Annotated in this window: 18 protein-coding genes; 8 read left to right on the forward strand and 10 right to left on the reverse strand. The window is 60.7% G+C overall.

The window, feature by feature from the left end; all coding sequences use genetic code 11:
• Window positions 1–872 precede the first annotated feature (872 nt).
• Window positions 873–1,202: a hypothetical protein gene (locus F7R06_RS19555; protein ID WP_090316461.1), complete on the forward strand. Its 330-nt coding sequence runs from the start codon at window positions 873–875 to the stop codon at window positions 1,200–1,202.
• A gap of 35 nt (window positions 1,203–1,237) precedes the next feature.
• Here the strand turns inward: F7R06_RS19555 and F7R06_RS19560 are convergent, their stop codons facing one another.
• Entirely contained in the window at window positions 1,238–1,951 is a 714-nt protein-coding gene (locus tag F7R06_RS19560) for a hypothetical protein (RefSeq protein WP_090316457.1), read from the reverse strand.
• A gap of 537 nt (window positions 1,952–2,488) precedes the next feature.
• On the opposite strand from F7R06_RS19560, the gene F7R06_RS19565 reads away from it, so the two are divergent.
• Window positions 2,489–2,800, forward strand: coding sequence for a DUF3077 domain-containing protein (locus F7R06_RS19565; RefSeq protein ID WP_090316454.1), 312 nt, complete (start codon window positions 2,489–2,491; stop codon window positions 2,798–2,800).
• Window positions 2,801–2,982: 182 nt separating this feature from the next.
• Here F7R06_RS19565 and F7R06_RS19570 read toward each other — a convergent pair whose 3' ends face one another.
• Window positions 2,983–3,324 carry a potassium channel family protein gene (locus F7R06_RS19570; RefSeq protein ID WP_090316451.1) on the reverse strand — a complete coding sequence of 114 codons (342 nt, stop codon included), beginning with the start codon at window positions 3,322–3,324 and terminating at the stop codon, window positions 2,983–2,985.
• 105 nt (window positions 3,325–3,429) lie between these two features.
• Window positions 3,430–3,894, reverse strand: coding sequence for a hypothetical protein (locus F7R06_RS19575; protein ID WP_090316448.1), 465 nt, complete (start codon window positions 3,892–3,894; stop codon window positions 3,430–3,432).
• A gap of 218 nt (window positions 3,895–4,112) precedes the next feature.
• On the opposite strand from F7R06_RS19575, the gene F7R06_RS19580 reads away from it, so the two are divergent.
• The gene (locus F7R06_RS19580; protein WP_090316445.1) at window positions 4,113–6,035 is read left to right on the forward strand and encodes an alkaline phosphatase D family protein; all 1,923 of its coding nucleotides are present in this window, start codon (window positions 4,113–4,115) and stop codon (window positions 6,033–6,035) included.
• Between the two features lie 167 nt (window positions 6,036–6,202).
• A complete protein-coding gene (locus F7R06_RS19590; RefSeq protein ID WP_090316442.1) occupies window positions 6,203–6,703 on the forward strand; it encodes a P-loop NTPase family protein in 501 nt (166 codons plus the stop codon).
• Window positions 6,704–6,739: 36 nt separating this feature from the next.
• Here the strand turns inward: F7R06_RS19590 and F7R06_RS19595 are convergent, their stop codons facing one another.
• The gene (locus F7R06_RS19595) at window positions 6,740–7,915 is read right to left on the reverse strand and encodes an aspartate aminotransferase family protein (protein WP_090316439.1); all 1,176 of its coding nucleotides are present in this window, start codon (window positions 7,913–7,915) and stop codon (window positions 6,740–6,742) included.
• A 102-nt stretch (window positions 7,916–8,017) separates the two neighbouring features.
• Between F7R06_RS19595 and F7R06_RS19600 the strand changes: the two genes are divergently transcribed.
• Together F7R06_RS19600 and F7R06_RS19605 are read left to right on the forward strand one after the other, a co-directional pair.
• Window positions 8,018–8,923 carry a LysR family transcriptional regulator gene (locus F7R06_RS19600; RefSeq protein ID WP_090316436.1) on the forward strand — a complete coding sequence of 302 codons (906 nt, stop codon included), beginning with the start codon at window positions 8,018–8,020 and terminating at the stop codon, window positions 8,921–8,923.
• A gap of 75 nt (window positions 8,924–8,998) precedes the next feature.
• Complete coding sequence (locus F7R06_RS19605; protein ID WP_090316432.1) at window positions 8,999–10,012, forward strand: sensor domain-containing diguanylate cyclase; 1,014 nt, start codon at window positions 8,999–9,001, stop codon at window positions 10,010–10,012.
• Window positions 10,013–10,028: 16 nt separating this feature from the next.
• On the opposite strand, the gene msrA is transcribed toward F7R06_RS19605, so the two are convergent.
• The 3 genes from msrA to msrB are packed head-to-tail and all read right to left on the reverse strand — an operon-like array spanning window position 10,029 to window position 13,108.
• Window positions 10,029–10,736 (reverse strand): peptide-methionine (S)-S-oxide reductase MsrA, encoded by a 708-nt coding sequence (gene msrA / locus F7R06_RS19610; protein WP_090316428.1) that lies wholly within the window; start codon window positions 10,734–10,736, stop codon window positions 10,029–10,031.
• 29 nt (window positions 10,737–10,765) lie between these two features.
• Window positions 10,766–12,544 carry a cytochrome c biogenesis protein DipZ gene (locus tag F7R06_RS19615; protein WP_090316425.1) on the reverse strand — a complete coding sequence of 593 codons (1,779 nt, stop codon included), beginning with the start codon at window positions 12,542–12,544 and terminating at the stop codon, window positions 10,766–10,768.
• A gap of 33 nt (window positions 12,545–12,577) precedes the next feature.
• On the reverse strand, window positions 12,578–13,108 hold the full coding sequence (gene msrB, locus F7R06_RS19620) for a peptide-methionine (R)-S-oxide reductase MsrB (protein WP_090316423.1): 531 nt from the start codon (window positions 13,106–13,108) through the stop codon (window positions 12,578–12,580).
• A 271-nt stretch (window positions 13,109–13,379) separates the two neighbouring features.
• Here msrB and F7R06_RS19625 point away from each other — a divergent pair, with 271 nt between their 5' ends.
• Both F7R06_RS19625 and F7R06_RS19630 read left to right on the forward strand, forming a co-directional pair.
• Window positions 13,380–14,096, forward strand: a complete 717-nt coding sequence (locus tag F7R06_RS19625; RefSeq protein ID WP_090316420.1) for a response regulator transcription factor — start codon at window positions 13,380–13,382, stop codon at window positions 14,094–14,096.
• Window positions 14,093–15,613, forward strand: a complete 1,521-nt coding sequence (locus F7R06_RS19630; protein ID WP_090316417.1) for a sensor histidine kinase — start codon at window positions 14,093–14,095, stop codon at window positions 15,611–15,613. The genes F7R06_RS19625 and F7R06_RS19630 overlap by 4 nt, the downstream gene beginning before the upstream one ends.
• A gap of 265 nt (window positions 15,614–15,878) precedes the next feature.
• Here the strand turns inward: F7R06_RS19630 and F7R06_RS19635 are convergent, their stop codons facing one another.
• From F7R06_RS19635 to F7R06_RS19645, 3 genes are read right to left on the reverse strand one after another with little or no spacing between them, the layout of a single operon-like run.
• On the reverse strand, window positions 15,879–16,634 hold the full coding sequence (locus tag F7R06_RS19635; protein WP_090316414.1) for a class II aldolase/adducin family protein: 756 nt from the start codon (window positions 16,632–16,634) through the stop codon (window positions 15,879–15,881).
• Complete coding sequence (locus F7R06_RS19640; protein ID WP_090316411.1) at window positions 16,631–17,572, reverse strand: CobW family GTP-binding protein; 942 nt, start codon at window positions 17,570–17,572, stop codon at window positions 16,631–16,633. Before F7R06_RS19640 ends, F7R06_RS19635 begins: the two co-directional genes overlap by 4 nt.
• Complete coding sequence (locus F7R06_RS19645; RefSeq protein ID WP_090316408.1) at window positions 17,572–19,317, reverse strand: amidohydrolase; 1,746 nt, start codon at window positions 19,315–19,317, stop codon at window positions 17,572–17,574. The genes F7R06_RS19640 and F7R06_RS19645 overlap by 1 nt, the downstream gene beginning before the upstream one ends.
• Between the last annotated feature and the right edge of the window lie 62 nt (window positions 19,318–19,379).

Raw genomic sequence — 19,379 nt, forward strand, 5'->3', positions numbered from 1 at the left:
CGTTGGTTACATCTTTGATTTCTCGCGGAGTAACTTGTGATGCTGATAATCTGTTGACTAGCAGTCTGACTCCACAAGCACCCACACGAATTGCTTGATTCAGTTGTTAAAGAGCGGTTGGTTAAGATCTTTCGTCTCAACCGAGGCGCGCACTTACATGCACCACCCCTTATGCATCACCCTTAAAAGCTCTGATTTTATTAATAAAATCAACTACTTAGGCCAAAATCAGCTTCAAGCTGCTCGTTAGCGGGAGGCGAATACTACAGCATTAAAATAGGCCGTCAACCCCCGCCTAGAAATTCTTTTTCCTTACCAAAGAGCCTCGGTTGCCACTATAAAAACATCCAAGGTCCGTACAAAGCATCAGGGCAGCAGAGAACCCAGACCACGTCGTCACTGAATCGCCCCTTATTTCGAGGACGCAGACTGACCGCTTTTTGGCCGTTTTCTGGCTGTCACGACTGACCGGTTTGGGTCCTCAGTTGCCTATAGCAGCAGGCCAGACTCCGCCGAATCTGATTGCTTTGTTCCCACAATGACCCACACAACATGCATCTCGTCGGAAACTCAAAAGGCGGGGAATCATAAACTTCCCCCCGCCCGCCTGCTCGCGTCAAAATACACGCCAAGTATAAATTCATGTACACAAAAAGATGTACATCCAATTTAATCTATACTAATCAAGTCATTAATGTTAGTTTCGAGTCTCCCTCGGGCACCAAAATTAAGAAAGGTCTTGCTTAGCAAGGCCTTTTTTTTCGCCTGCAGAAAAGCCCTCGCCCCCCCACCCACCTGGAGCTGGCTTGCCAGCGAAGCTCTTAAATTTCTCGCATCCTCGGTCGGTACGACCCCTCTCAAGGATTCCCCCCATGGAACAACACCTGGAAACCGTCGCCCTCTTCTCCCTCAAGCTGGCTTACGAATCGGAAGATTCAAGCCCGATTTTGCGTGACGACCTGGTCATGGGTGATTACCAGCGGGATGTGTTTGAGTTGCTGGTGCGGCGGGGGGATGTTGAGGCGATTCAGGTGAAGGTGGGTGAGTGTGTTGGGTTGGCGCTGGAGGCCTTAGGCGGAGTGGATAAACCTTTGGGGCGTGAATTGAATAAATTAGCGGCTGATTTCAGTGGTGCGCAATCGATGGACCAATTGGGTGCACCACTTTTCGCTATCAAGAATTACTTGAAAGATGTTTTATAAGTAAAAGGGGCCAGATGAAGAGGATGAATTCCGCTTCAAAGCTGTGTGTATGCCTTCTCAAAGTTATCTAAAGCTTGGTCAACCTTGTATCGAAGCATCAGAGACGCGGAAAGCTTTACCATCGCCTCGAACAGAATATGCCCCGATGGAATCTCACACTGTCCAACGCATCGACCGTAAGAATCGTCAGGTTCATATGCATAGACAGTGTAAAAAACACCACGAGGCTCTCGGCACAATCCGACAGTTATGTGCGTAACCGAGTGATCCCTAACATTTGACTCCGGCAGTGAGAACTCCAATACGTCATCGAACGGAATGAACATAGCGGAAGCTGACATCACGAAGAGACCCGCGATATCCAGCGACTCTTCTACAGAATGCAGGTCAGGAGTGTTGTATTCGTGTTCAAGAACATTCCGCATCTTAACTACTTTGCGCAAAAGGCTTGGCGCCAATAAGCCTAGCGCACGCAATCGCTCTATTTTTTTCGGTACATTCAATTCGAACGACTGATAACCAAAAGAAATCAGCAACTGATCAAGCTGACAGACAATTGCCCTCTTTGCATTAGTCGTTGCGTTGATAAGCGCAGACAGACCACCTCGTTCAAAATCGTCTTCTGCCAAGCTGAGGAACTCAGCAGGCGAAGTTTTTAGCTCCTCCAACGTAAAGCTGCCACCACCTAAATTTACTGCACATTTGCTCAAATCGAATTCATGAGCGTGGCAAAACTCTTTGATATTCATCTTAACGACCAGGCTAATGGGCAGCCCAAGTGGCTGCGGTAAACTCAGTCTATCAGCGACTCAACCGAGATCACTTACTCACGCAAAGTTGATTAGTGCTTGATAGCCCACAGTTGAATATGTTTTCGACCCAGCTACATTCGACGGAAAGCTCATTGTCGTCGAGGTTGCAGGAAAAGGATCTGCACGATACCCTCCCCACCGTCGCTGCCAATTCAGCGACCGGGTGTGAGAGCCCGAAATAATCAAGGCGCAAAGCGCCCCAAAACCTATCGTGGCGTTTTTTTTCGTCTGCGATATGGCTTTATGGCGGCTGTGCGTGGGAGACCTTCGGGTCTACCGGTTGCCTTGATTGCCGGTTTCTCACCCCACGCACGGCTGTCACCCAAGCCCGTGAGAAGGCTCGTGGCAACTCCTCAAATCAAGGATGTTGACCATGAACAATATAAATCCGTTTGAAATTCGGCTTTCCCCTCTACGCAACCCCCAATCCCGCAACACCCTCCCCCACCACCTCTCCCTCATCGGAGGTGGCCAATGACCCACCAACCCGAACTCAAAACCATCGGCCTGACCCCCGCCCTCTACTGCGCGGACCAAGCGCTGTTCCATGTCACGCGCGACGTTCCCCTCGGTGATGCATTGGCCATGGCTTCCGATTTTTTGTTTCTGGCCAAGGCGCTGACCCAGGACGCGGCGTATGCCAAGGACACGGACTATCAGGCCTGGGCGGCGCATTATTTGACGGCGATGAGCAAGGCGGTGGTGGATGATGCGGTGAAGGTTCTGACGCGGGATCGGACGTCGGTGTCCATGCCGAAGCGGGCGGGGGCCAAGTCTGGGGGGTAGTGGTTGAGCGTTGTGGGGGCAAGCTTGCTGGCGATGGCGGTCTGTCAGTCAACTTCTCTGTTGAATTGGATGGCCTCATCGCTGGCAAGCCAGCTCCCACAGGTTTTTGTGTGTTGGCGGGGGTAGGGATCAGCCCCGATTTTATTCGGGGCTTTCGATGGTTTGGCTTCAGCTTCGACGCCCTACTCCCCGTGCTCCATCGCCTTTACGGTCACTTCAATCGCCCGAATACTGATCGCGGCAAAGATCGCGGTCATCAGCACGCCGTTGAAACCCAGCATGATCGCCAACACCCGCGACACCGCCAGTTTGGGCGCCAGGTCGCCGTAGCCGATGGTCAGGCCGGTCACGAAGGCGAAGTAGATGCCGTCGAACGGTTTCCAGCCTTCCAGGTAGCCGATGATCAGGCCGAACAGCACGATCACGAAGATCAGGATGGAGAAGATCGGCCAGACCACCCGGAAGTAGAACCAGACGGTTTTGTAAAACTCATGACGCACGTGGGCTGCGTGAGAGAGGCTCATGGCACAGGTTTCCTGGGTTGTCAGCACCCCATCAGCTTGGCACACGCAGAGGATTTTGAAGGTCGAACCCTAAGGGGCTTATAGCCGGGCTGACGCTCCCTGCCCTCATTCGATTTCAATGGGCCCTTTGGTCCCGGCATCGCTGTCGGTCCAGTAATCCTCCCCCGTCAACCGACGATCACCCTGAATCGTGAAGGTGATCTTGCCCTGACGAAATTGCAGCGTGCCATCGGTGCGCTTGGCGTTGACCCGCTTGCCATTAACCCAGACCTGCTCCTTGGCATCGATGCGAATGGTGGCAACGGTCGCCCCCGAATCGCTTTTGGCCACCCATTGCCCGGCATACGGGGTCGGTGTGGTTGCACTGTCCGTCGCGGCTGGCGCTTGTGGATTACTGAACCCGGCCTTGGCATTTTCCGCCTGGGACTTGTGGATATCGCAGCCTTCCAGCTCGCTCATCTGGGTGCAGCCGGATTGCTCAAGTTGCTGGCGGTACTTGTCGTTGATGGCATGTGCAGGGGTTTGCACCCCGATCAACATGGCCAGTGCTGGCAGGATGATCCTTTTCATAGGTCTACTCGTGTGGTCAGGGTCTTCTCGAAGGCTGGCAAATTGCGTGGCAGGTTCACTGTGGTTGGTGCTTTTGACTCAAATGACCCACTGTTTATCCCAAGTCCAGTGAATTTCATGCATCGTCACCCGCGAGGGCTGCTCACAAGCCTTAACAGGTCGCCACGAAGACCTGCGCTATCATCGCCCGCCTGCGCACCCTAGAGCCTTGAACCCGGATGTCTGCCACCCTGCCTTTGCCTGCTGATCATCATTCAATGCCCCCGGTCCTGGTCGGCCCGTTGTTACGGCGTCTGGAACCGACGCGGCTGGTGATGTGGCTGGTGGGCTCGCGGACGCTGGCGTTGACGCTGCGCGTGCAGGGCATCGCCGATATTCGCCTGGATGCCGGGCAATGCACGGTCATCCAGGTGGGCACGCAGGCCTTCGTGCATTTGATCGACGTGCCGCTGGAGACCGCCCTGCCCTGGGACACGTTGATCGAGTACGACCTGCTGATCGACGACGCACAAACAGGCATCGCCGACTGGGCGCCCCATCTGTTGTATGGCGATGCCCGGCGTCCGAATTTCGTTCTGCGCTCACGCATCGATCAGTTGCTGCACGGCTCCTGCCGCAAGCCCCATCACCCGTCGGCCGACGGTTTGCTGTGTGTCGATGCCTTGCTGGCGCAACCTCATGAAGCCCGGGAGCGCCCGGCGCTGTTGATGATGAGCGGCGATCAGGTGTACGCCGACGATGTCGCCGGGCCGATGCTGCGGGCCATTCATGCCTTGATCGAGCGACTGGGGTTGTTCGGCGAGCACCTGGAAGGCGCCGTGGTCAGCGACAGCGCCAAACTCTACGAGCATCCCGCCAGCTACTACCACCGTGCGGATTTGTTACCGGCGCTTGAGAGCAACGAGACCCTGCGCGAGCGATTTTTCGGCGGGGCGCGCAAGCCGATTTTCACCAGCAGCAATGCCGACAACCATCTGGTGACCTTCGCCGAAGTCATGGCCATGTATGTGCTGGTCTGGTCGCCGACGCCCTGGACCTTGATCGCCCCGCAGCCGCCGGCCCTGACGCCGGACAGGGCTCAACGTTATGCGCTGGAACAAACCCGCATCGATGGTTTCAAGGCCGGGCTCGGCCAAGTCGCCCGGGCGCTGGCGCACTTGCCGACGCTGATGATTTTCGATGACCACGATATTACCGATGACTGGAACCTTTCCGCGCAATGGGAGGAAACGGCCTACGGCCATCCGTTTTCCAGGCGCATCATCGGCAACGCCCTGCTGGCCTACATGCTGTGCCAGGGCTGGGGCAACAACCCGGATGCCTTCAGCGGCGTCGTGGAAAAAGCGCGGCTGTTGAGTGCGACCGGGCAAGACCGTTACCTCGACAGCCCTGTGCAAGATGACTTGATCGACCAATTGCTGAAGTTTCAGAACTGGCACTACGTGCTGCCTACCCAGCCGGCCATGGTGGTGATCGACACCCGCACCCGGCGCTGGCGCAGCGAAATGAACCTCAAGCAACCCTCGGGCCTGCTCGACTGGGAAGCCTTGAGCGAACTGCAACAGGCACTGCTCGACCACCCGTGCGCGATCATCGTTTCGCCTGCGCCGATCTTCGGCGTGAAACTGATCGAGACCGTGCAGCGGGTGTTCAGTGGGTGCGGTTATCCACTGCTGGTGGACGCGGAAAACTGGATGGCCCATCGCGGTGCGGCGCAGGTGATCCTGAACATTTTCCGACACTCACGTACGCCGGCTAATTACGTGGTGCTGTCGGGGGATGTGCATTATTCCTTCGTCTACGAAGTGCTGATCCGACACCGCAAGGCCGGGCCGCATATCTGGCAGATCACCAGCAGCGGCATCAAGAACGAATTCCCCCGCGCCCTGCTCGAGTGGTTCGATCGCCTCAACCGCTGGCTGTACTCGCCGCGCTCGCCGCTCAACTGGCTGACCAAACGTCGACGCCTGCGCATCGTGCCGCACGTCCCCGAGCATGCCGAGGCCGGTGAACGGTTATGGAATTCGGCGGGGATCGGCCAGGTGTTTTTCAATGACCAGGGTCAGCCGCAGGATATCTATCAGCACAACGCCAGTGGTGCGCCGAAGACGCGCATGGTGCCACCTGCCAATGAGGACTGAAGGGATGACAGCCGTTCGTGATCATGACCGCAAACCTGTAGAGCCAGCCTGCTGGCGATGAACCCGGGTGCGCCGCGTTTAACCAGGCCACACGCGTTATCGTTGACGACCATCGCGAGCAGGCTCGCTCCTACAATGGATCGTGTCACTCATGGAGGCGATGCCCATTGGACCTCACTCGAACCCTGATCATCGGCAACTCAGGTTCCGGCAAGAGCTGGCTGGCTGAACGGCTGGCGCAGCAGTTGCACGCGCCATGCACCGACCTTGATCGCCTTCACTGGATTTCTGACGAACACAGCATCGCCCGTCCCCGCAACGAAGCGTTGGCCATGGCACGGGTGGCGGCCAGTGAAGAACGCTGGGTCATCGAAGGCGTTTATGGCTGGATCGCCAGCGAACTCCTGCCCCGCGCCACCGCGTTGGTCTGGTTGAGTGTTGAAGATGAGGGCTGCGTGGCCAACATTCGCCAGCGCGAGGCCGGGCGCGACGAAAATGACCCGTTGCTGATCGCCTTGCTGGACTGGGCCGGCAGCTATCGCCAGCGTGAGGGGTCCAGTGGGTTTGCTGCGCATCAGCGGTTGTTCGAGGATTTCACTGGCTCGCGCATTCAGCTGGCGAATCGGGCGCAAATCACCCACTTCGCCTCACAGACTCCGCCTGTGTAGGAGTCGCCACTAGCGGCTCCTGCACGATAGCCCGGTTCAGGCAGCTTTTATCGACAAAGCAACCCCCCTGACAATCATCTCCACCTCCCGCTCATCAATCGTCAGCGGCGGCAGCAGGCGGATGATCTGGCCGCGGGTCACGTTGATCAGCAGGCCGTGATCCCGTGCGGCGATCAGGGACAGGTCGCGGATCGGTTGCTTGAGTTCGATGCCGATCATCAAGCCCTGGCCGCGTATCGCCAATACGTTCGGGTGGTCCGCCAGTTCCACGCGCAATCTTTCAAGCAGGCGTTCGCCCTGTATCCGCGCGTTTTCCCGCAGTTGCTGTTCTTCGATGATGTCCAGCACGGTGCACGCGACCCGACACGCCAACGGATTGCCACCGAAGGTGCTGCCGTGGCTGCCGGGGGTAAAGAGCTCGGCGGCTTTGCCACGGGCCAGGCAAGCGCCGATCGGGATGCCGTTGCCCAGGCCTTTGGCCAGGGTCATGACGTCCGGCACGATGCCTTCGTGCTGGAACGCAAACCACTGGCCGGTGCGGCCGATGCCGGTCTGGATTTCATCGAGCATCATCAACCACCCGCGCCGCTGGCACAGTTCGCGCACGGCTTTGAGATAGCCCGGTGGCGCCAGTTGCACGCCGCTTTCGCCCTGGATCGGCTCCATCAGGATGGCGACGATGCGTGAGCCATGGGCCTGTTGCACCTGATCCAGTGCCTTGAAATCGCCGAACGGCACCTTGACGAAATCCCCCGGCAACTTGTTGAAGCCCAGGCGCACGGCCGGGCCGTCGCTGGCAGACAGGGTGCCAAGGGTCCGGCCATGAAAGGCGTTCTCCATGACCACCACCAACGGTTGCTCGATGCCTTTGTGCCAGCCATGCAGCCGGGCGATTTTCAGCGCCGTCTCGTTGGCCTCGGCACCGGAGTTGTTGAAAAACGCCCGCTCCATGCCGGCCAGGTGCGTCAATTTCTGCGCCAGTTGCTGCTGCCAATCGATGCTGTACAGGTTCGAGGTGTGCAGCAGCAAACCGGCCTGTTCACTGATGGCCGAGACGATTTTCGGGTGAGAGTGGCCGACGTTGGTCACCGCCACGCCAGCGACCGCGTCCAGGTACTCACGACCGGCCTGATCCCACAGGCGTGTGCCAAGGCCTTTGATGAAACTCAAGGCCAGGGGTTGGTAAGTGCTCATCAGGCAGGCGGCGGTCATGGCATCAAGCTCCCTCTATGGTTGGTGTTTTTGCAGTATGGTTAGCCACCAGAGCTGGATAAACCCGGCAAAACTTCAATCATTTTAAAGCCAGACTTGATAATGGATCTGTTCCAGGCAATGAGCGTTTACGTGAAGGTGGTGGAAGCCGGCAGCATGACCGCTGCCGCCCAGCAATGTGAGATGTCCACCACCATGGTCGGCAATCATCTCAAGGCCCTGGAGCAGCGCCTGGGGGTGCGCCTGCTTAACCGTACGACCCGGCGCCAGCGCCTGACGGAATTCGGCACGGCGTACTATCAGCGCTGCCTCGAAGTGCTGGGGCTGGTGGCCGATTCCGAGCGTCTGGCAGAGCAGACCCTCGATGAACCGAGCGGCACCCTGCGCATCACCGCACCCTTGACCTTCGGCACTGAGCGCCTGGCGCCGGCCTTGAGCGAGTTCAGCTTGCTAAACCCGCGGGTGAAACTGGACGTGGTGCTCACCAATCGACGCCCGGACTTGCTCGACAATGGCTTTGACGTGGCCTTCCGCCTGGGCGCACTCGAGCCGTCGAACCTGATCGCCCGCCCGCTGATCGACTACACCCTGACCATGTGCGCCTCCAGGGAATACCTGGCACGTCGCGGCACCCCGGAAAAACCCGAAGACCTGCAACACCACGACTGCCTGGCGTTCGCCTACCCGGCCGGTGATGACTGGCAATCAGTGGCCAGGCAATGGCGCCTGCACGGTCCGGAAGGCGACGTCGAGGTGGCGGTCAGCGGTCCGATGCTGATCAACAGTTCGGCGGGGTTGCATCAGGCGGCGCGCACCGGCATGGGCATTGTGATGGTGCCCGATGCACTGGTGGAGCAGGACCTGCGCGACGGCAAACTGGTCGCCCTGATGCCGAGCTATCAACTGCCGAGCCGGCCGATGCACCTGGTTTATGCCCAGGATCGACATCGCCTGCCGAAACTGCGTCGTTTCGTCGACTTCGCCGTGCAGATGTGGGGCAAACACTAGCCCGGCCGAGGTGCCTTGCACTAATCTGCGCGACGGGCCGTTCATATTGATATCAGGGCGCCAGGGAGAGCAGCGATGGGTGAGGCATCCAACATCGAACCATTGAAGTTCAGCGCATCGGATTTGAACGACGACCTGCTGCCCACCATCCTGGAACTGGTCAGCGACGGCATCTGGGAGTGGAACGCCAACACCGGTTTCGTTTACCGCAACCCGGGCTGGTACGCCATGCTCGGCTATGCACCCCATTCCCTGGACAACAGCGTGTTGACCTGGGAAAGCCTGATCCACCCCGATGATTACCCACGGGTCATGGCGCAGTTCGATGCCTACGTGACGCAACGCGTGCCTGGCTATCAGTGCGAGTATCGCTGCCGCATGCAGGATGGCAGCTACACCTGGATCGAAGATCGCGGCTACATACTGGCGCGCAACGCCGACGGCTCCGTGGCGCGGATGGTCGGCGCGCACCGCAGCATCGAAGACAAGAAGCGCCTGCTCGAAGCCCTCGAACGGCGCAACCACTCCCTCGAAGCCATGGTTGAGGAGCGCACCCGTGAGTTGTCGCGGGTCAATCAGCAACTGCAGCTTCAACTCGAAGAGAACCGCAAACTGGCGGAAACCGACGTCCTGACCTCGATCGCCAATCGTTATCGCCTGGAAAAAGCCCTGCCCGAGGCCTGCGAGCGCGCCCAGCGTTTTCGCCAGCCGCTGTCGCTGATCGCCATGGACATCGATGATTTCAAGAACATCAACGATCACTATGGCCATGCCCTGGGCGACGCCGCCCTGGTGCAGGTGGTCGACAACGTGAAGCACTGCGTCGCCGACAATCATCTGCTGGCGCGCTGGGGCGGCGACGAATTCATCATCATCCTTCCCGATACGCCGCTGGCCGAAGCGCGACGCCTGGCCGAAAACATCCGTGATCGCCTCGCCGGGTTACAGCCTGTCGGCGATTTTCACATCACCATGAGTTTCGGTGTGGTTCAGCGCTTTGACGAAGAGCAGCAGACCGGCCTGAAGGCGCGGGCCGATCAGGCGCTGTATCGCTCGAAAATCGCCGGCAAGGACATGATCTCCGTGTAACAGCCGCCCCCGGCCCTCACATCCCCGCCTTCACCAGCACCGGTTTTTCCTGATAGCGATCCGGGTACAACTGCTTGAGTTGAGCCACTTTCGGCAAGTCGTTGATCACGATGTAGGGATAGGTCGGGTGCTCGGTCAGAAAGTCCTGATGCTCTTCTTCCGCCGGGTAAAAACCGTTGTAGCTTTCCAGCTTGGTCACAATCGGTTTATCGAACGCATGAGCGGCGTCGAGCTGGCTGATGTAGGCCTGGGCCACCCGTTGCTGATCGCTGCTTTTAGTGAAAATGGCCGAGCGATACTGGGTGCCGGTGTCTGGCCCCTGACGGTTGAGTTCGGTCGGGTTGTGCGCCACCGAGAAGTAGATTTGCAGCAAGGTGCCATAGCTGACCTGACTCGGGTCGAAGGTCACTTCGACCGACTCCGCATGCCCGGTGTTGCCACCGCTGACGCGCTCGTACCGGGCCGTGTTGGCCGCGCCACCGGCGTACCCCGACACGGCGTTTTTCACGCCTTTGACATGCTGGAACACCCCTTGAACGCCCCAGAAGCAACCACCGGCAAACACGGCGGTTTCGCTGTGGGCCTGCGTGTTTTCATCCAGGGCCGGAGGTGGCAGGAGGACAGCCTCTTCAGCGCTGCCGAAAGAGAACGCCGAGCATTGACTGATGATGCCAGCGGCCGCCAGTCCCAATAAGGTTCGGCGCCAGGTGAACAGGTTTTTCATGACGTTGACTCCTGAAGAATTGAGGTCGATCAGCCGAAAGTAAAGGCGTAGGCCGATGCGCCCGGATCCAGAAACTCGATGCTGAACGTGCGGTCACTCACCCCGCCGTTCTGACGCACCAGTTGATACAAACGCTGTTCCGTTACGCGGCCACTGCCATCGGGCGCCACGTCCATGCCGTGGGCATCGCCCGGAGCCTTGCCATCGATCAGCACTTTGAAGCGCACCGGTTTGCCATCCGCGCCGGGGCCGAGCACCAGGTGCAAATCACGGGCGTGGAAGCGATAGACGATGCGGCTTTCCGGGGCGCTAGCGGTGGCCCGTTCCGATCCGACATGCCATTGGCCACCCAGGCTCCAGTCGTTGAGGGCCAACTGCTTCGGCGGGCTGTAGGTCGCCACTTTGTCCGGCACCAGCGAGGTCTCCGGCACGAAATGCTCGGCACGCTGATAGCCGACGTAGGTTTCCGGCGACTGCACTTCGTTGTTGTCCGGGGCCATCTGTACGCCATCGGCCTTGGCGTTGATCAGCCCGTCCGATACCTTGGTCGCGCCTGCTTCACGCAGCAATTGCTGGATGACCCGCTCCGATTCGGCGTACTCGCCTTCGCCAAAGTGGTGATAGCGGATACGCCCCTGGGCGTCGGCGAAATAGTGCGCCGGCCAGTATTCGTTGTTGAAGGCGCGCCAGATCTTGAACTCGTTATCGATGGCCACCGGGTAGTTGATTCCCAGGTCCTTCATGGCCTGGGTGACATTTTTAACGTCGCGTTCGAAGGCGAACTCCGGGGCATGCACGCCAATCACCACCAGGCCCTGGTCGCGATACTTCTCGGCCCAGGCTTTGACATAGGGCAGCGTACGCAGGCAGTTGATGCAGGAGTAGGTCCAGAAATCCACCAGCACCACTTTGCCCTTCAAGGCCTGGGCATCGAGCGGTGGCGAGTTGAGCCACTGCACCGCGCCGCTCAGCGGTGGCAGGTTGCCTTCGACCGGCAAGCTGCCCGGGGCTTTGTCAGCCACTGGCAGCGCACCTTCTTCAGACACCGGGTTTTGCGCCGTCATCGCCGCACTGTCACGGGGTGACTTGCCGGCCAGGCGTCCGACCAGCGCCTGCTCGATTCCGCCGGTCGAGGCCGTGGAGAACCGCGCCAGAATCCCGGTATCGAGCCCCAGGGCAATCGCCGCCACCCCAACCAGCATCGCCGCGCCGAGGCCGCGACGCAGCCACTCCCCGGCACCGATCGAACGCTTCATCGCAGCGAAGACCTTACCGCCCAGCAGCAACGCCACGGCCAGGGAAGTCGCGGCACCGGCGGCATAGGCCAACAGCAACAAGGTGGTCTGGATACTCGCACCTTGCAGCGCCGCCCCGGTCAGCAACAACCCGAGAATCGGCCCGGCGCAAGGCGCCCACAGCAGGCCTGTGGCAACGCCGATCAGGAACGAAGCGCCGGGACGCGGCCGTGCATCGGCGCCGGCCACTTCCGACAGGCGACTGCCGGCCGCCACCAGCGGGCGGGTCAGGCGCTCAGCCAGTTGGGGCAACAACAGCGTCAGGCCGAACAGCGCCACGAACACCAGCGCCAACCAGCGCCCGTACTGATTGAGTTGCACCACCCAACCCCCGCCGACCGCCGCCAGGGTGGCCACGAGCGCGAAGGTCAGCGCCATCCCGGCCAGCAGCGGCAAACCGCTTTTGATGAACGGCTGTCCGGTGCGGGCAAAAACGAACGGCAGGACCGGCAGAATGCACGGGCTGACAATGGTCAGCACACCACCGAGGTAAGCAAGGAGCAGTAGCCACATGGCGATTACCTGCAAAAAAATGAGGGGTGGGAATCAGGCTGTCTTGGGTTGGAACTTCATCGCCAGGCCGTTCATGCAGTAGCGCAGCCCGGTGGGTTTGGGACCGTCATCAAAGACATGACCCAGATGCCCGCCGCAACGCCGGCAGTGCACCTCTTCGCGCAGCACGCCAAAGGAGTGGTCCTGACGGGTGGCCACGGCCTTGTCCAGCGGCATCCAGAAACTCGGCCAACCGGTATGGCTGTCGAACTTGGTCGCCGAGGAGAACAGCGGCAGGTCGCAACCGGCACAGGCAAACGTACCGTCGCGGTGCTCATTGTTGAGCGGGCTGCTGTAGGCCCGTTCGGTGCCCTCTTCACGGAGGATTTCGTACTGTTCGTCGCTCAGGATCGCGTGCCATTCACTGTCGCTGTGGGTCACTTCGAACACCTCCGCCGCGTCCGCCTGGCTGATCAGCGCAGTACTCGCGGAAAATTTGGGTAACAGGCCGATGGCCAGGGCTGCCACCCCCAGTCCGCCGCTCACTGCGAGAAATTGCCGCCGCGAAAATCGTCTTGAATCCATCGCCGCCTCCAAAAATCCTGGGCCGTTTTCATTGAACTCAGCCTAGGCTTGGGGTGATCGCCAAATCCTCACGGGGAGTTAAACAATTCGTGATAACTCCGGCCGCGGAAAAGCCGCACAATGCCCGTGTATTTCAATGGTGGGAGCGAGTCTGCTCGCGAGGGTGTGTCAGGTACGCTGGTGTCGCCTGACACACCCTCGCGAGCAGGCTCGCTCCCACAACGAGCAGCATTTCGCACAATGCATTCATTGCGCCGAAGGATTGAGCTGGATGGAACAGACCAAACGTGTCCTCGTGGTCGAGGACGATTTGCATATCGCCGACCTTATCTGCCTGCACCTGCGCGATGAGCAGCTCGAGGTGGTGCACTGCGCCGATGGCAACGAAGGCATGCGCCTGCTGCAGCAAGGCAGTTGGGATGCGCTGATCCTCGACCTGATGCTGCCCGGTGTCGACGGCCTGGAAATCTGCCGCCGCGCCCGTGCCATGGCGCGCTACACGCCGATCATCATCACCAGCGCCCGTTCCAGCGAAGTGCACCGGATTCTCGGTCTGGAACTGGGGGCCGACGATTACCTGGCCAAGCCGTTTTCCATGCTTGAACTGGTGGCCCGGGTCAAAGCGCTGCTGCGCCGGGTCGACGCCATGGCGCGCAACCTGAAAATGGATGCCGGCAGCCTGATCCTCGACGGCCTGGCCATCGACCCGATCACCCGCGAAGTGTCCCTCGACGGTCGGCGCCTGGACCTCACCCCGCGAGAATTCGACTTGCTGTATTTCTTCGCCCGCCAGCCCGGCAAGGTGTTTTCGCGCATGGACCTGCTCAATGCCGTATGGGGCTATAGCCACGAAGGCTACGAACACACGGTCAACACCCACATCAACCGCCTGCGCGCCAAGATCGAGACCGACCCGGCGCAACCGGTACGCATCCTGACGGTGTGGGGGCGCGGCTACAAATTCGCGACCGGGGAGGAGCAGCCATGAGGTTGACCCTGACACAACGCCTGTCGCTAGTGTTCGCCGTGTTGCTGCTGGTGTGCTGCGGCACGTCGGCGTGGATGCAGGTGCGCTCCAACCAGATGCACGAGCAGGAAGTGGTGCAAGGCTTGTCCCGGGACCTGGCGCAACACATCGCCAGCGACACGGTGCTGATGGACACCAAGGGCTTGATGCCCGGTGCCGTGCGCGATCTGTTCAGCCAGTTGATGCTGGTCAACCCGAGTGTCGAGGTGTACCTGCTCGACACCGAGGGCAAGATTGTCGGCAGCGCCGCGCCAGAGGGTCGGATACGCCGCGAGCGGGTCGACCTGGCGCCGATCCAGCGCCTGCTCCGGGGCGACCCCTTGCCGATTCCCGGCGACGACCCACGCAGTGTCGACGGTCGCAAGGTGTTCAGCGCCGCGCCGCTCAAGGTCGATGGCAAACCGGCCGGTTATCTCTATGTGGTGTTGCTCGGCGAAGACCACGATCGCCTCGCCGAACGCGGTGCGACCAGTGCGGCGCTGAATACGGCGCTGCTGTCCATCGGCTTGGTGGCGTTGCTGTGCCTGATTGCCGGTCTCACGGCGTTCGCCCTGATCACCCGGCCATTGCGCCGCCTGACTGAAACCGTCAGCCAGTTCGACATCGACGGCGTTCCGGTCACGCCGCCCACAGCGGCCCCGACGGAGAAAGCCGCCAGCCATGACGAAATCGCCATACTCGACGCCACGTTCCGGCAGATGCAGGCGCGTCTGGGTGAGCAATGGCGCACCTTGACCCGCCAGGATCAGGAGCGCCGTGAACTGGTGGCGAACATTTCCCACGACCTGCGCACACCGCTCGCGTCGCTGCATGGCTACCTGGAAACCCTGTCGCTCAAGGACGCCACCCTGCCCCCCGCCGACCGTCGTCGTTACCTGGGCATCGCGCTGGACCAGAGCCGCAAGGTCGGTGGCCTGGCGCAATCGTTGCTGGAGCTGGTGCGGCTGGAACATGGCTTCGTGCAACCGGTGCTGGAGCGCTTCTCCCTGACCGACCTGGCCCAGGACATCTTCCAGAAATTCGAACTGACGGCCGAGGCGCGCCAGGTCGAACTGAAGGCCACGTTTGCCTCTAACGTTTCGGCGGCCTGCGCTGATCTGGGGTTGATCGAGCGGGTGCTGACCAACCTGTTCGACAATGCGTTACGCCATACCCCGCCGGGAGGCGAGATCGAACTCGGCTTGCGGCCACAGGGGGCATTTATTGAAGTGACCGTCAGCGACACCGGCCCCGGCATCGCCCCCGAACTGCGTGAAGGCCTGTTCTTGCGGCCGTTCAATATCGGTGGGGCACGGCGTGATGGCGGGTTGGGACTGCGAATCGTGCATCGCATCCTGCAGTTGCATGGCCGCGATATTCAGTTGATCGATGTGCCAGGGCGCGGCGCAACGTTCCGCTTTTCGCTGGCGGTGGATGAAGCCACTGCGTCGGCGTTGGCAGAGCGGTCGATGAACCTCAACACACCGGGAAAAGCCTGACGGACCGCCATCGCGAGCAAGCTCGCTCCCACAGGGATCTCGGTCGTTCACCCATTCCGGCTACACCCACAAATCCTGTGGGAGCTGGCTTGCCGGCGATGGCGTCGGCACATTCAATCTCTACGTTGCCTGACACACCGCCATCGCGAGCAGGCTCGCTCACACTGTGGTTCTAGGCCGCTCACCCATTCCGGCTACACCCACAAACCCTGTGGGAGCGCGGCTTGCCCGCGATGGCGTCATCCCTGACAACTGAAGATCCGGATCAATCCCGATACCCCGGAGCCACCCGCTCCAGCAAGCGCAACAACGCCGCCCAGGCCAACTGCATCGCATCCGGGTCGTTCAGTTCACCTTCATCCAGCGCTCGGCCAGGGTCATTGAACTGGCGCTCGGTGTGCTCACAGACTTCAGCCGGTGGCAGTACCAACTCGCCGGCGGCCTGCGCGGCCAGTTGGATGTCGCAGGCTTTTTCCAGGTAGTACATGCGCATGAACGCCTGCCCCACGGTTTCGCCGACGGTTAACAAACCATGGTTGCGCAGCATCAGCACCGGCTTGTCCCCCATGTCTGCCACCAGCCGCTCCTGCTCGCTCAAATCCAGCGCCACGCCTTCGTAGTCGTGATAAGCAACCCGACCATAGAACTCCATGGAAATCTGATTCACCGGCAGCAAGCCGCACTTCAACGCGGCCACCGCGCAGCCGGATTTGGTGTGGGTATGCAGTACGCATTGCGCATCCTCACGGGCGCCATGAATCGCGCTGTGAATCACAAACCCGGCCGGGTTCACCGGGAACGGCGACGGCTCCACGGCCTGCCCGTTCAAATCGATTTTCACCAGATTGGACGCGGTGATCTCATCGAACATCAACCCATACGGATTGATCAGAAAATGATGCTCCGGCCCGGGGATACGTACCGAGATATGGGTAAAAATCAGATCGGTCATGCGAAAGTGCGCCACCAATCGATAACAGGCGGCCAGTTCCTCGCGTAAACGTTGCTCTATCGGGCTCATGGGCGCACCACCTTGCAAGCGTCCAGCCCTTGCCCCAACGCGTCCCAGCCGTCGAAGCCACGGCGAGCGATGAACACCAGACGCGTCACGCGGGCCTGGGCCTCATCGGTAGCCGGCAGAAACTGACTGCGGGTGCCAACATGCTGCAACCAATGAGCCTTGTTGCCCTGCGCCAGCACCACCAGTCCCTTGACCCGAAAAACGTCGCTGGGCAACGCCTGCAACCAGCCGCGCAAGCCCTCGACATCCAGTGCCGCATCGCTCTGCCACAACCAGCTGCTGAACATTTCACCGTGATCGTCGTCCGACACCCGCGTCAGCGGCTTGAGCGTCCGAGGCTCAAGCTCCAGTTCGGTGTCCAGCCACAGTGCATCCGGCAACTGCGACTGCACGCTTTCGTGCACCCGAGTCCTCTGCCCCAGGGCTTCACGCAACGCCTGCAATTGTTGTTCGTCGACCAGATCGGTCTTGTTCAACAGCAACAAATCGGCGGCCGCCACCTGCGCCCGAGCCAGTCGCGCATATTCACCTTCGAGTTGCAGGTGACGGGTGGCGTCGACCACGGTGATGACCATGTCCAGTTGCATCTGACTGCGCAGTTGCGGGTAGGCCAGGGTTTGCACGATGCGCTGCGGGTCGGACACGCCGCTGCATTCGATGACGATGCGCTCCAGCCGCGGCTCCAGTTGCGCCAGGCTGCCGAGCTGCGCCAGCAAGTCTTCCTGCACGGTGCAGCAGATGCAGCCGTTTTGCAGGCTGTACACGGCATCCGTGACTTCGGAAACGATGGCCGCATCGATGTTCAACTCACCGAAATCGTTGACGATGACGGCCAGGCGACTGCCCTGCGCACGGCGCACCATGCGGTTGAGCAAGGTGGTTTTACCGGCGCCGAGAAACCCCGACACCACGGTCACGGCAATACGTTGTGCATCCATCACGCCTTGCCCTCCAGCACGGGAGGCTCGCCCTGCCAGACCGCTTTGAGCCCCAGCGCTTGCAGCGTCGAATGACGGTCGTAGACCAGTTGCCCGTCGACGAAGGTCAGCAGCACCTGAGTCTGGTGGATGTAGTTGCGCGCCGGTTCGGCGAACAGGTCACGGTCGATCACGATCAGGTCCGCTGACTTGCCGACTTCCAGGCTGCCGGTGGTTTTTTCCAGGCCCATGGCCACGGCACCGTTGCGGGTGATCACGTTCAACGCCTGCTCAAGACTGATCGGATCGCCGAAGCACGCCGGGTCGTCGTTCCATGGGTTCTGCCGGGTGACCATGGTTTCCAGCGCCAGCCATGGGTCGATGGACGCCACCGGCCAGTCGGTGCCCATGACCGCCGTGCCGCCGGCTTCAAGCACGCCTTTGAAGTCGTAGATGCGCTTGAGGCGTTCCTGGCCGTAACCGGAACGCGCGCCGCTGGCGAATGGCGTCGGGTACCAGGCCGCCGGGGAAAATTCGGCGATGACGTTCAGTTCCTTGAAGCGCGGCAGGTTGCCGGGGTGCAGCAAGGTGCTGTGGGCGCACTGGTGGCGCACGCCACTGAAACCGTTGCGACGGCGGGCCTCGGCCACGGCGTCGAGGAACACGTCCGACGCGCCGTCACCGGTGCAGTGGGCGATCACGCGGATGCCCTTGCGGTCCATGTCCACCACCATGTCGGTGATGTGCTCGGGGGTCAGGTTGAGCTTGCCGCGCCAGCTCGACTCTTGCGGCCATGGCGTCAGCAGGTACGAGGATTTCGGCTCGACCGTGCCGTCGAAGTGGAACTTCACCGCGTTGGCACTCAGGCGCGCGCTGCGGTAGTAGTGACGTTCGCCCGCCAGCAGTTCCCAGCGACGGCGCACCGGGAAAATGTCGTCCTGCCAACTGATCGCGGCTTCGATGCGCACGGTCAGTTCACCGCTGTCATCCAGTTCCTTCAGGGCCTGCAAGCGCTGTTCGCAGACGTGCACGTACTTGCTCGCCGTAACGCCGCGCGAACTCTGGAAATGCACGCCATCGCGATAGGCGCGGCGCAGCACGCTGACCGGGGTCGGTGGCATGGCGGCGTGGATCATCGCGTAGGCACCGTCGATCATCAGGCCGGTGGGTTCGCCGGTCAGGTCATCACGTTCGAAATAACCGTTGCGCGGGTCGGCGGTATGGCGGTCGATCCCGGCCAGTTCCAGGGCCTTGGAGTTGACCATCATGGTGCCCCACATGCGGTCGAGCAGCGCCACGGGACGGTCCGGCATGACGCTGTCGAGCCAGGCGCGGCCCGGGGTCAAACCGGCCTCGCGAAAGGTGTAGCGCACCCAGTACTGACCGTAGATCCAGCCATCGCCCGGATGGCTGTCGGCATAGGCGAGGATGCTTTCGCGCAGTTGCTCTGGCGTCGGGTCTTCGATACCGACGTCGAGGTCGTCGCTGTAGCGCGGTGCCAGTGCGAGGTCGGGGTGGGTGTGCATGTCGTGCAGGCCGGGCATGCAAAAGGCGCCTTGCAGATCGTGCACCCGGGTGTTCGGCCCTTTGAAGGCTTCAAGCGCGCCGAGGCTGGCGACGCCGATCAACTTACCGTCGCGGATCGCCAGCGCCTCGGCCCAGGGGTTGGCCGGGTCCTGGGTGTAGATTCGACCGTTGGCGAGGATCAGGTCGGCGTAGGTCCCTTGTACGGAATGGGTAGAAGAGAAGTTGTCGGACTCAGCCATGTAAGCCACCTTTGAGTTCAGGGCAGTAGGAAGATCCACCGTGCGCTTGGCATGTCGGGGAC

The sequence above is a fragment of the Pseudomonas moorei genome (genome assembly GCF_008801475.1).
GTDB lineage: Bacteria > Pseudomonadota > Gammaproteobacteria > Pseudomonadales > Pseudomonadaceae > Aquipseudomonas > Aquipseudomonas moorei.